Here is a 12,472-nt window from a genome sequence, read left to right as displayed (position 1 = left end):
CCCTGCTGTCTTGCTACCCATAACCCCCGCCTCTCCAACTCGTAAGCCAGCACCGCCTCATACACAGATTCCAACAACCCCGGCCCCAAAGTTGTGTGAACCTTATAAGCAGCATCAACAACTACCTTCGCAATCTCATTCTCCGTCATTTCTTTGCGCCTTTGCGCCTTTGCGCGAAACAATCTTAAACCATCCCCACAGCGTCAATCGCCGCCTCAAGTGCGATCGCTACATGAGTCCAGTGAGTCCCCCCCTGGCAATACACCACATAAGGCTCACGCAAAGGCCCATCCGCCGAGAATTCCAACGTACTCCCCTCAATAAACGTCCCCCCAGCCATCACTACTTGGCTCTCATACCCCGGCATTTCATCCGGAACAGGGTCTAGGTAAGAACCCACAGGAGAATTCTGTTGTATCGCCTTACAGAAGGCAATTAGTTTTTTTGCTGAACCCAATTTAATCGCCTGAATCACATCCCCACGGGGCGCAAGGGGGGCGGGATTGACTGGATAACCCAACTTGTCAAATACGTAACCAGTTAAATAAGTGCCTTTCATCGCCTCGCCTACCATCTGCGGCGATAAAAATAACCCTTGGTATAAAAGCCGATTTTGGTCAAAGGTAGCACCGCCAAAGCTACCAATCCCCGGCGCAGTCAGGCGACAGGCGGCGGCTTCTACTAAATCAGCACGACCTGCTACATAACCGCCTGCCGTGACGATAGTACCACCGGGATTTTTGATTAATGACCCCGCCATTAAGTCAGCACCTACGTGGGTGGGTTCTTGGGTGTCGATAAATTCCCCATAACAGTTATCAACAAAACAAACTGTCTGCGGATTTTGTTGTTTAACTAGATGTACAATTTTCTCTATATCGCTAATTAATAAGCTTGGTCGCCAAGAATAGCCACAAGAACGCTGAATTAACACTAATCTTGTTTTATCAGTGACGCTGTGACTTAAAGCTTCCCAATCTACAGTCCCTTGGGGTGTTAGCTCCAATTGGCGATATTTTATGCCAAACTCAATAAGGGAACCTTGACCTTGACCCCGCAAACCAATCACTTCTTCGAGTGTATCGTAAGGAGAACCGACCACTGCTAGCATTTCATCCCCAGGGCGGAGTACACCAAATAAAGCGCAAGCGATCGCATGAGTCCCCGAAACAAACTGCACTCGCACAGCCGCCGCTTCAGCACCCATCACTTCCGCGAAAACTTTATCTAAAGTTTCTCTACCTAAATCATCGTGACCGTAACCGCTTACACCTGCAAAGTGGTGCGCCCCTACACGCTGATTACGAAAGGCTTCCAGCACTCTTTTGAGATTATGCTTGACCTGAGCGTCAATTCCAGAAAAAATCTCTAACAGTGCCTGTTCTGCTTGCCGCAGCTGTTCCAAGCTGTTCATTACTTCCTCGTTAACAAAAATTTATAGATATGCGGATTTTGGGTTCGCGCAGATTAGGCTGAACAATTTCAATACAGGTTACTGCATGACAATTGCTACTTCTACTAAACCTCAAATCAATTGGGTCAATACCCTGTTTTTCATTGGTTTACACCTCGGCGCACTCTTTGCTTTTGTGCCTGGTAACTTTAGCTGGAAAGCAGTCGGTTTGGCTTTATTCCTTTACTGGGTAACTGGCGGCTTAGGTATCACCCTAGGATTTCATCGCCTCGTCACCCACCGCAGTTTCCAGACTCCCAAATGGTTGGAGTATATCTTGGTATTTTGCGGAACCCTGGCTTGTCAGGGAGGGCCAATCGAGTGGGTCGGTACACACCGCATTCATCATTTACATTCCGATACCGACCCCGATCCCCATGATTCCAATAAAGGTTTCTGGTGGAGTCATATCGGTTGGTTGATTTACCACTCTCCTGCTCACGCTGATGTTCCTCGTTTCACCAAAGACATTGCCGAAGACCCAGTTTATCAGTTTTTACAGAAATATTTTATTTTTATCCAGATTGCTCTGGGTTTATTGCTACTATATCTGGGTGGCTGGTCTTTCGTAGTTTGGGGAATTTTCGCCCGTATCGTTTGGGTTTATCACTGCACCTGGTTGGTTAACAGTGCTACCCATAAATTTGGCTACCGTAGCCATGAATCTGGTGATAACTCCACCAATTGCTGGTGGGTAGCTGTACTGGTGTTTGGTGAAGGTTGGCACAATAACCACCATGCTTTCCAATATTCGGCCCGTCACGGTTTGGAATGGTGGGAAATTGATTTGACTTGGATGACAATTCAATTGTTGCAAGTGCTTGGTCTGGCTACTAATGTCAAACTTGCAGACAAAAAGCAATAAGTAATTTATTATTAGTCATTAGTCTCATGTTTCATACTGGTGACTAATAATTTTTTCGCAACCAATCCATCCATTTTTCCGTTCTGAAATAGCATTCAAAAGTTATTTAGGTCTGCGCTTAGGTAACTAAGGTTGCTATAATCCAGAACGAATAATGTCTCTAAACTTTGCGGCAAGTTACTTTGTGAGTGACTTGATTAGGGTTTCTGTTTGTTTTTCAGGTTTTCATGACTACATCAATAATCAAGACGCAAGAAATAAATAATGACCTTGGTAATTCCGAACTAAGGCTGAAAGATATTATCAAAACTCTACCAAGGGAATGTTTTCAGTTAAATCGTCGCAAAGCTTGGACAACAGTCATCATCAATGTGTTGATGGTAGGTTTAGGCTACTATAGTTTGGCAATTTCTCCCTGGTTTCTTTTACCACTCGCCTGGATTTTTACCGGGACTGCTTTAACAGGTTTTTTTGTCATTGGTCATGATTGTGGACATCGTTCATTTGCCAAACGTCGTTGGGTAAATGATTTGGTGGGACACCTAGTCTTTATGCCTTTAATATATCCTTTTCATAGTTGGCGGATTAAGCATAACCACCATCATAAACACACCAATAAGTTAGATGAAGATAATGCTTGGCATCCCATCAGACCAGAGGTTTTTGGAAGTTGGAATAAAACTCGTCAGTCTGCTTTTGAGTTGTTTATGCGTAAACGCCTCTGGTGGGTAGGTTCTATTGGACATTGGGCTGTTGTGCATTTTGATGCACGGAAATTCAAAGCCAAAGATCAAGCCGATGTTAAACTTTCTGTGGCTGTAGTCGTAATCTTTGCAGCAGTTGTTTTCCCACTACTCATAGCTACCACTGGTGTTTGGGGATTCGTGAAATTTTGGTTTGTGCCTTGGTTGGTTTATCATTTCTGGATGAGTACCTTCACCATTGTTCACCACACTTACCCAGATGTTCCTTTTAAGGCAGCAGATAAGTGGAATGAGGCAATGGCACAGTTATTCGGCACTATCCATTGTGATTATCCCCGTTGGGTAGAATTTCTCTGTCACGATATTAATGTCCACGTTCCCCATCACCTGTCTACTGCAATCCCCTCTTATAATTTGCGCCTAGCTTATAGCAGCATCAAAGAAAATTGGGGTGATTATCTCCATGAGGAATTGAAGTTCTCTTGGCCTTTAATGAAGCAAATTACTAATCAGTGTCAACTGTATGTAACCGATGTTGGTTATCAAACTTTTGACGAATATCGCGCAGGAAAGTAAACCTCATTGTCTTTAGCATCGCTAGTATGTAGCGTGCTGATTATCCTGAAAAGTAGTACATATTCTGGCAATTTTTTACATGAATATTGCCTCATAAATTGCCAGATATTTATTTGATTGCGGGCTTTTTTAGCACTGCAAGTATGACAGTCTCCAACATAGTCTGATTTCCTTTCTAATTGAACTAATCCCGTGCAATCCACTACTGTTAACTTCGATAATTCTCCTCCCAGTCAGCCTTCTGAGGGTACAACTACACTGCCCTTTACTCTTCAGGATTTGAAAGCTGCTATTCCCGCAGAATGTTTTCAACCAAATGTGAGTAAATCACTGTTTTATTTTTTCCGCGATATCCTAATTATTGGTGGACTGTATGCAGTAGCTCACTACTTAGATTCTTGGTACTTTTGGCCGGTTTTTTGGCTGATGCAAGGCACAATGTTTTGGGCTTTGTTTGTAGTTGGGCATGATTGCGGACATCAATCATTTTCTAAGCATAAATGGTTGAATGATTTGATTGGGCATCTGTCTCATACACCAATCTTAGTTCCTTATCATGGTTGGCGCATTAGCCACAGAACCCATCACAAAAATACTGGCAATATCGATAATGATGAAAGCTGGTATCCTGTGACAGAATCACAATATAAGGAGATGCCTTTATTACAAAAGATAGGTCGATATTATGTCTTTTTATTGGCTTATCCGGTGTATTTATTTAAGCGTTCTCCTAATAAAGAAGGTTCTCACTTTTCACCCAGTAGCCCACTGTTTAAACCCTCGGAAAAATGGGATGTTATTACTAGCACCGTGCTGTGGATTGGGATGGTAGGTTTATTAGGCTTCCTTACCTATCAATGGGGTTGGATGTGGTTGCTGAAATACTACGCTGCACCTTACATTGTGTTTGTAATTTGGCTAGATTTGGTGACATTTTTGCATCATACCGAGCCGGATATTCCTTGGTATCGTGGCGATGATTGGACTTTCCTTAAAGGTGCGATTTCCAGCATTGACCGCAATTATGGTATATTCAACCACATTCATCACGATATCGGTACTCATGTAGCTCACCATATCTTTTTGAATATCCCTCACTATAATTTGCTGAAGGCGACTGAGGCGATTAAACCTGTGATGGGTGAGTATTACCGCAAGTCTGAAGAACCCATTTGGAAAGCATTATGGCGTTCTGCCCTTAGCTGTCATTTTGTACCGGATAATGGGGGTAAGGTTTACTATACCTCTAATCATCAGTAATTTGCTGCTCACAAAGTCTGAAGTTATATAAAAAAAGTCCGCCAAGGCGGACTTTTTTTTTAGAAGATATTTGAGAGGTATTTTTATGAATACCAAATTTTCGGAAACCTAACCCCCCTAACCCCCCTTCCCTACAAGGGAATGGGGGAATATGTAGAGACGTTTCATGAAACGTCTCTACATTTGTATGAGAGAGGGGTTGCTAGTATGATTTTGGAAACAAACTCTTAGGTGTAAAAATAATGGCTGTTGCTAGCATTATATGATTTTGAATTAGAGAAGTTAGGTTAACATAACTGTAAAGTCAAGTATATGGTGAAATTTATATGAATCTCACGATTGAAGATGTAGAAAGGCTACAACAAAAGCTAGAAGAAGAACAGCAGGACTACCAAATAGAACTGCAAGAAGGAAATATTTTACTTATGGGGCCATCAGATATCGAATCTAGTGAAATTGGCGCACAGTTAATATATTTATTAAAACTTTGGATTAATCCTCGTAAACTTGGGCGGATATTTGACTCAAGTGGCGGGTTTATTATGCCGAATACTGATTTACGCGCCCCGGATGTTTCTTTTGTAGCGGCGGAAAGATTAAAACGCACTGTGAGAGATTTTGCTGAGTTAGTCCCTGATTTAGTTGTAGAAATCAAGTCGAAAACAGATAGAATTTCTAAGTTAGAAGATAAAGTAAAATTATTTTTAGATTTAGGTGCAAGGGTAGGAATATTAATTAATCCAGATGAGTTAACTGTAAGTGTTTATCGTCCGCATGGTGATGTGAAAGTTTTAACTGGTGATGATAAGTTAACTATTAATGAGTTATTTCCTGGTTGGGAAATTGCTATTTCTGAGTTATGGCCACCTATATTTGAATAAGTTGCGTGCTACCTCTAGCGGTGTTATTTGCGCCTACAGTAAGCGGTTCAACTTGCAGTAGGCGTGAACTTTAATTTAATCTCAGGAGGAAAAAGGCAAAATATTCAATCACAGAGCGATCGCCTACCATCCCACCCTACAATCCTACCATCCTAAAATCTCCCATTCCCTTGGATAATATGTTTAGCAGTAGTTAGCGTCTCTAAACTAATAAATCCTCGACGGTGGCCTTTTTGATTAGACATCCCTAAAAATACTGAGTCACCCCGCGCCGGGTTGCGGGAAAAACGCGGAGAAGTGTTAATGTAGGTTGCAGCACTGTTCACCCCTAGAGCAAACTGGCGACTTTCTTGATAAGATTCCGTGGCGATAGAGTCAGCATGACCGCTACTATATTGATTAATCCAAGCGATCGCAGCTTCTAAGCTATCCACCAATTTAAACGCCACTGTTTTAGTTAAATAAGCACAACTCCATTCCCCATCCTTGGCTAGCTGTAACTGGGGAAAAGCTTCTACTAATTCTTCATCGCCTTTAATTTCAAAACCTTTTTCTATCAAACTATTCCATAACACCGCCAAAGATGAAGGCATAGCTTGACGATGAATTAACACTTTTTCAATGGCATTCACTGGGTCTGGTTCACTCTCATGACTATCGAGTATCATCCAGCGCACCATTTCTAGACTGCCATTGAGCGACCAATAAAGGTAACAATTACCCATAGCGGATTTTAACACAGGACAAGTAGCTTGTCGCATCACTTGCTGTACCAAACTAGAACGACCGTAGGGAATGGCTAAATTCAGATATTGGTCTTGAGTAATTAAATCCCGCATGGAAGCCCCATGTTCGGCGGTAATCAGTTCTATGCAACCTGGTGGTAAACCAACTTCAGCGATCGCACTTTGGAGAACTTCAGCAATGGCAGCATTAGAGTGACTGGCTTCTGTACCGCCTTTGAGGATGATACTATTGCCAGTTTTCATACACAAACCGGCGGCGATCGCTCCCAAATCGGGAAACGCCTCATAAATAAAGCCAATTACCCCCAAAGGCATTAACTGGGAATAACTTTGAGAATCTTCCGGTTGATAGTCAGCGTTTCTGACCCGCCTTAGCGGATCTGAAACTTCCCCCAACTTTTGGAGAATTTCCACAGTAGTTGCTAACCGAGTGGGAGTTAACTTCAGCCAATCTAAAATCAAGTCTGGCACAGCCATTTCCCGACTTGCTTCCAAATCCAAAGTATTGGCTTCTAAAATGTCGTCAAAGGATTCTTCTAGAGCCTGTGCCATTGCCAACACAGCGCGACTGCGATCAGTTCCCTTAGTAGTGCCTAATTTCAGGGAAGCTTGATAAGCGCGTTTGGCACTTTTCATTGTTTCGGGGGAATCATCCAAAGGTGGAACAGTCATGAAATTATCGTCTGTAGGTAAGCCAGACCATGAATGCTGGCAGGATAGCCAACAATACCGCCACCATTGCCCAAGCAATAATACTAGAACCATTGGCTAGTCGCAGTGCTAATGGTAGCCATATAATCACTAGCACGAAAATAATCCCCAACGCTATAGGTAAATAACTTTCGCGCAATTTAGGATGGACAACATTCCACCCACTCCCTGTCCAACGCCAAGCACGCTTATAGGGATAGGTGGTTGACAATTGTTCTAGCATATAACCATTATCTTCTACGACAAAGATTTGCTGACAGCGATCGCAGCCAAATGCTTCTGTCAGTGTAATCGGAATCAACCGCCCCCGACGGCGACAGGGACAGATATATTCAGAGTTTAAATCGATTTTTTCAGGTTTTTTAGATGGCACAACCGTTCTACTGACTTGAGCGTGTTGTCTACAAATTGTGAGAGTTCTATATATTTCTCTCCTACTCAGAGCATCCCTATTGTTTCACACACCAAACACAAAGCTTAACTTAAACCTCCGCGTTCCTCTGCGTGAACCTTCTGGAGCGAGACGCTACGCGAATGCGTGACTCTGCGTTAAAAAATCAGATCAAACATCGGGGATACTACCTCTCCAAATAACTCTTTATCTTCAGTGTAGTGGCAGATGCTGCTAACTGAGGCTATTGATTAACCTTCCTGCCAGGTAGCAACCTTGATTAAAATTTTCTGTATTTTCATCGTAACTAACAAATTTTATGTATCTAGATTTCTTTAACATAGACTGCATGAGCGTGTTAGATATACTTCTCAGCTTAGATGGCAAACACTCTCAAGACAACCCATGTAGTCAAGATATTTCTAAGAGCCAACTATTTGTTTTGCTGATAAGTTGACTGCCAAACAACCTTCTGCACCTGACAACAGGGTTAGGGACTTCCAGATAACAAAACATCCAAAATGTAGGGTGCGTCAGTACAAGTCACCCTAGCTACACCAAGAAAATATTAATTCTGACGCACCCTACTAACTACACCTGACAACAGGGTTAAGGACTTCCAGATAAAAAACATCCAAAATGTAGGGTGCGTCAGTACGAGAAACCCTAGCTATACCAAGAAAATATTCATACTGAAGCACCCTACTAACTGTTAAAAAAAAATCAACCGGTTGCGTGATATGCTTCCGGTCAATTTCTTCTCTAGCGGATTTATGATATGCTTGTTATTTCAAGCGGGTAACGCGATTCGAACGCGCGACATTCACCTTGGCAAGGTGACGCTCTACCACTGAGCTATACCCGCAAACCTCACCCTTTTAATATGCCAAATTTTTTTAGATTTGTCAACTACTCCCATGAAAAAAATTTTTTTTGATTGCTGAGTTCCCTAGAATCAGAATCCAGCAATCATCACTCTCAGCCCACTTCCTCGGACTCTGAGGCTAATTTGCCAACGCTGGCATTGCTAAAAGCTGCTGGTAAGGATTGGGTATTGTGAGCATAGCCATCGGTGAAGCTAGAGCGCAATTGCCGCATTAGGCTAGCCATTTCTAGGGCATTCATCGCATAATCCCAGCCGTGATTAGCTTTAATTCCAGCCCTTTCTAGAGCTTGCTGCATCGTGTCTACTGTCAAAATGCCAAAAACCACTGGTACACCAGTTTGAAAACTAGCAGCCGCAATGCCTTTAGCTACTTCTGAAGACACATAATCAAAATGGGGTGTTTGCCCGCGAATCACAGCACCCAGACAAATTACTGCATCATAACGCTGAGAAAGAGCTAGTTGACGAGCCACAACGGGGACTTCAAAACTCCCTGGAACCCAAACATAATCTACCTGATCACCGTGAGGGTTAGGATCTACACCATGACGCTTCAAGCAATCTTGACATCCTTGCAGCAGTTTTCCGGTAACTAAATCATTAAATCGACCAATCACCACTGCCAAACGTAAAGGTTCTGTTTGAGTGAATGTTCCCTCAAAAACTGCCATGACTGCCTCTTAGATTAACGATACTCTTGTCAATATACATTTCTTCTTTAAAAGTAGAAGAGCAGGAAAACACAATTAGGGACAACGAACCCAGAAAAATTGCTAAATTTATCTGGTGTCTGCATACCTAATCTCGTGTTGCTCCTGCTCTTATCGCATTGTTGCTACTGGATACCCTCCAGACAAGTGCTGCCTTAAACCACAAAAAAGTTTAATAGCCCAACTAAAAGCACTAAAGCAATCCAAACTCCAGAACCAAGCCAGAGGAGTTTTTTAGATTCAACCCAGTTTTGAGGAGTTGCATAGGCGACAGGTACGCCAACAACCAGCACAAAAGACATGGCTACAAGAGCTACTAGAGCAAATTGAAATATTATGGTCATTTTTACTTCTCCCAAGACAGCAGAATTCTTAAGGAAATACTAAAGTAAGAATATCCTCAAGGACGACACTGTGATTTTTCCTTATTTGTAACCTAGCAGAAATTGTCACAATTTAGGTAATCGTCCATAGTCAATAGTTCATAGTTCATAATTGTGAAGATTTGTAAATGGTGGATGGTTGCTGATGACTGATGACTAATGACTAATGACTAATGACTAATGACTAATAACTATGGATTTAATTCTTTGTCACACTACAGCCGATTTTGATGCTTTAGGTGCTGCCGTGGGGCTAACTTGCCTCATTCCAGGCAGTAAAATTGTCTTGAGTGGTGGCGCACATCCACCTGTGCGGGACTTTTTGGCACTGTATCGGGATGAATATCCTCTGATTGAACGACGTTCGGTAAATCCTGATAAAATTCGTTCTGTGACAGTTGTCGATACCCAACAGCGCGATCGCTTGGGTAAGGCTGCTGAGTGGTTTGATTTACCTCATGTCAAAAATATTACCGTCTATGACCATCATCTCGGTCAAGATTCTGATATTCCTGCCCAGAAATTTTATATTGATGCTGTAGGAGCTACCACAACTCTGATAGCCGAGCAATTACAAAAAAATAACATGACTCTGACTGCTGCTCAAGCCACAGTCATGGCTTTGGGTATTCATGTTGATACAGGTTCTCTTACCTATGACCAATCTACACCACGGGATGCTTTAGCTTTAGCTTGGTTGATGCAGCAAGGCGCGAGTTTATCAGTTATCTCTAATTACCGTGATCCCGGCTTATCTCGCCAATTACAACGCCTGTTAACTACAGCACTAGAAAAATTAGAATATCTTTGTATACGGGGTTATACTATTGCTTGGGTAACTTTAAAGACAGAAGAATTTGTCCCAGGGTTGTCAAGTTTGGCATCGCAATTAATAGAATTAACAGAAATTGATGCGTTATTGTTAGCGGCGGAATATCCCTTAAGTGAAGATGAATCTAGGTTAACAGTGATTGGGCGATCGCAAATCCCTGGCGTACATCTTGACGTATTATTTCAACAGTTTGGAGGTGGCGGACATTCTCAAGCATCATCTCTCAACTTACGGGGTGCTAATACCCAAGATGTGCTGCAACAAATTTTAGAGGGAATAAAAACAACCATTCCCCACCCACCGACAGCTAGAGATTTAATGTCATCCCCAGTTCGCACCATTCGCCCAGAAACCACCATTGCCGAAGCACAAAGAATTTTGTTACGTTATGGTCATTCTGGCTTATCTGTAGTTGATACACAAGGGCAACTGGTAGGAATTATTTCCCGGCGTGATTTAGATATCGCCTTGCATCACGGTTTTAGTCATGCGCCAGTTAAAGGTTACATGACCACAGACTTAAAAACAATTACCCCAGATACCACACTGCCACACATCGAGTCTTTAATGGTGACTTATGATATTGGACGTTTGCCAGTGTTAGATCATGGGCAGTTAGTAGGGATTGTAACTCGAACTGATGTTTTACGAGAATTACATCAAGCCTATGAAGAAAGAGATAGATGGGAGGAGGGAGAAACAGGAAGATGGGGAGACAGAGAAGTTAGAATACCTACATTAGCAGAATTGCGCGATCGCCTCACTCCCCAGCTATGGCAACTACTCAGCACAGCTTCCCAAGCCGCAGAAAAACGCGGTTGGCATCTGTATTTAGTCGGCGGTGCGGTGCGAGACTTACTCTTAGCCGAAGCCGCAAATGGCAGTTTAATGATTACAGATATTGATTTAGTGGTTGATGGCTTTCATCAAGCCGCAGATGTCGGTGCAGGAGTCGAACTAGCAAAAGCCCTACAGGAAATTTACCCCGCCGCCCGCTTAGAAATACATGGGGCTTTTCAAACTGCGGCTTTGTTGTGGCACAAAGACGTAGAATTAGATTCCTTGTGGGTGGATATTGCCACAGCCAGAACCGAATTTTATCCTTACCCCGCCGCCAATCCAGAAGTAGAAGCAAGTTCCATTCGTCAAGACTTATATCGTCGAGATTTCACAATAAACGCTTTAGCTTTGCGCCTCACTTCACCCCGTGCTGGTGAACTACTCGATTTCTTCGGTGGGTTGCTAGACTTACAAGCCCAGCAAATTCGGGTATTACACGCCAACAGTTTTATTGAAGATCCTACCAGGATTTATCGTGGTGTACGTTTTGCCGTGCGTTTTGGCTTTGACATTGAAAGACGCACCAAAGAGTATATCCACTATGCTATCAACAGTGGAGTTTACGATCGCACCGCCCAAACTAACAGCAAAACCCCAGCCCTACAAACCCGACTCAAAGCCGAACTGAAACACATCCTGGAAGCCCCCTACTGGCAACCAGCTTTACAATTACTCGACAATTTAGGGGCTTTACAGTGCATCCATCCCACCCTAAAACTCGATTATCAACTTATCCGGCAATTACGTTTACTACAACGCTGTTTGCACAAGTTTGATCCTGCCCAAACTTTCACACCTTGGCAAATGCGTTTAGAAGTATTAATTGCCCACCTAGCCCCGAAATATCGGCATAAAGTAGCGAAAAATTTACAATTGCAAGATGACAGTATCAAACGCTTGCAGAACTTAGCCACGGCTGAAACTGAAGTCATTACATCCTTACCTGAATGTGAACGCCCCAGTCAAATAGTGCAGCTACTCCGCAAATACGATTTAGAAATGTTAATTTTAATTGCCTTGCACAGTCAGAGAAAAATCAGACAGCAAATCTGGCATTATTTAACAACTTTAGCTCATGTCCACCCAATTATCAATGGTAATGACTTAAAGAAATTAGGCTACAAACCAGGGCCACAATATCGACAAATGCTAGATGATTTACTCGCCGCAACTTTGGATGGTGTAATAAAAAATCAGGCGGAAGCAGAAGCCTTTTTAGCCCAGCATTATTAGA

At 42.7% G+C, this 12,472-nt stretch carries 11 protein-coding genes and 1 tRNA gene; 5 read left to right on the top strand and 7 right to left on the bottom strand.

Annotated elements, in window-relative coordinates; genetic code table 11:
- Both A3775_RS24925 and A3775_RS05470 read right to left on the bottom strand, forming a co-directional pair.
- Window positions 1–149: GxxExxY protein (locus A3775_RS24925; protein ID WP_231866950.1), on the bottom strand; the 149-nt coding region annotated here is incomplete at its 3' end.
- Window positions 150–184: 35 nt separating this feature from the next.
- Window positions 185–1,414, bottom strand: coding sequence for a methionine gamma-lyase family protein (locus A3775_RS05470; protein WP_066424163.1), 1,230 nt, complete (start codon window positions 1,412–1,414; stop codon window positions 185–187).
- Window positions 1,415–1,499: 85 nt separating this feature from the next.
- On the opposite strand from A3775_RS05470, the gene A3775_RS05465 reads away from it, so the two are divergent.
- The 4 genes from A3775_RS05465 to A3775_RS05450 all read left to right on the top strand — a co-directional run bounded on the left by A3775_RS05465 (window position 1,500) and on the right by A3775_RS05450 (window position 5,739).
- Window positions 1,500–2,318, top strand: coding sequence for an acyl-CoA desaturase (locus A3775_RS05465; RefSeq protein WP_066424159.1), 819 nt, complete (start codon window positions 1,500–1,502; stop codon window positions 2,316–2,318).
- A 227-nt stretch (window positions 2,319–2,545) separates the two neighbouring features.
- Window positions 2,546–3,598: a fatty acid desaturase gene (locus A3775_RS05460; protein WP_066424157.1), complete on the top strand. Its 1,053-nt coding sequence runs from the start codon at window positions 2,546–2,548 to the stop codon at window positions 3,596–3,598.
- Window positions 3,599–3,790: 192 nt separating this feature from the next.
- Window positions 3,791–4,858, top strand: a complete 1,068-nt coding sequence (locus tag A3775_RS05455) for a fatty acid desaturase (RefSeq protein WP_066424155.1) — start codon at window positions 3,791–3,793, stop codon at window positions 4,856–4,858.
- Window positions 4,859–5,184: 326 nt separating this feature from the next.
- Window positions 5,185–5,739: a Uma2 family endonuclease gene (locus tag A3775_RS05450; RefSeq protein WP_066424154.1), complete on the top strand. Its 555-nt coding sequence runs from the start codon at window positions 5,185–5,187 to the stop codon at window positions 5,737–5,739.
- Window positions 5,740–5,891: 152 nt separating this feature from the next.
- On the opposite strand, the gene A3775_RS05445 is transcribed toward A3775_RS05450, so the two are convergent.
- The 5 genes from A3775_RS05445 to psbZ all read right to left on the bottom strand — a co-directional run bounded on the left by A3775_RS05445 (window position 5,892) and on the right by psbZ (window position 9,527).
- On the bottom strand, window positions 5,892–7,157 hold the full coding sequence (locus tag A3775_RS05445; protein WP_066424152.1) for a glutamate-5-semialdehyde dehydrogenase: 1,266 nt from the start codon (window positions 7,155–7,157) through the stop codon (window positions 5,892–5,894).
- A 4-nt stretch (window positions 7,158–7,161) separates the two neighbouring features.
- A complete protein-coding gene (locus A3775_RS05440; RefSeq protein WP_066381331.1) occupies window positions 7,162–7,569 on the bottom strand; it encodes a hypothetical protein in 408 nt (135 codons plus the stop codon).
- 811 nt (window positions 7,570–8,380) lie between these two features.
- Window positions 8,381–8,452 (bottom strand) — tRNA-Gly (locus tag A3775_RS05435).
- Window positions 8,453–8,565: 113 nt separating this feature from the next.
- Window positions 8,566–9,144 carry a 6,7-dimethyl-8-ribityllumazine synthase gene (ribH, locus tag A3775_RS05430; RefSeq protein WP_066381332.1) on the bottom strand — a complete coding sequence of 193 codons (579 nt, stop codon included), beginning with the start codon at window positions 9,142–9,144 and terminating at the stop codon, window positions 8,566–8,568.
- 194 nt (window positions 9,145–9,338) lie between these two features.
- The gene (gene psbZ, locus A3775_RS05425; protein ID WP_066381333.1) at window positions 9,339–9,527 is read right to left on the bottom strand and encodes a photosystem II reaction center protein PsbZ; all 189 of its coding nucleotides are present in this window, start codon (window positions 9,525–9,527) and stop codon (window positions 9,339–9,341) included.
- 232 nt (window positions 9,528–9,759) lie between these two features.
- Between psbZ and A3775_RS05420 the strand changes: the two genes are divergently transcribed.
- Window positions 9,760–12,471, top strand: a complete 2,712-nt coding sequence (locus A3775_RS05420) for a CBS domain-containing protein (RefSeq protein WP_066424150.1) — start codon at window positions 9,760–9,762, stop codon at window positions 12,469–12,471.
- Window position 12,472 lies beyond the last annotated feature (1 nt).

Origin of the sequence: Anabaena sp. 4-3, assembly GCF_001597745.1 — a bacterium.
Taxonomy (GTDB): Bacteria; Cyanobacteriota; Cyanobacteriia; order Cyanobacteriales; family Nostocaceae; genus Trichormus.
This window is presented reverse-complemented; position numbering and strand designations above follow the sequence as displayed.

Bases quoted from the DNA above. Each gene is read 5' to 3' on its own strand.
- A3775_RS05470 (WP_066424163.1), bottom strand. From the start codon at position 1,414: ATGAACAGCTTGGAACAGCTGCGGCAAGCAGAACAGGCACTGTTAGAG.
- A3775_RS05465 (WP_066424159.1), top strand. From the start codon at position 1,500: ATGACAATTGCTACTTCTACTAAACCTCAAATCAATTGGGTCAATACC.
- A3775_RS05460 (WP_066424157.1), top strand. From the start codon at position 2,546: ATGACTACATCAATAATCAAGACGCAAGAAATAAATAATGACCTTGGT.
- A3775_RS05450 (WP_066424154.1), top strand. From the start codon at position 5,185: ATGAATCTCACGATTGAAGATGTAGAAAGGCTACAACAAAAGCTAGAA.
- A3775_RS05445 (WP_066424152.1), bottom strand. From the start codon at position 7,157: ATGACTGTTCCACCTTTGGATGATTCCCCCGAAACAATGAAAAGTGCC.
- ribH (WP_066381332.1), bottom strand. From the start codon at position 9,144: ATGGCAGTTTTTGAGGGAACATTCACTCAAACAGAACCTTTACGTTTG.
- psbZ (WP_066381333.1), bottom strand. From the start codon at position 9,527: ATGACCATAATATTTCAATTTGCTCTAGTAGCTCTTGTAGCCATGTCT.
- A3775_RS05420 (WP_066424150.1), top strand. From the start codon at position 9,760: ATGGATTTAATTCTTTGTCACACTACAGCCGATTTTGATGCTTTAGGT.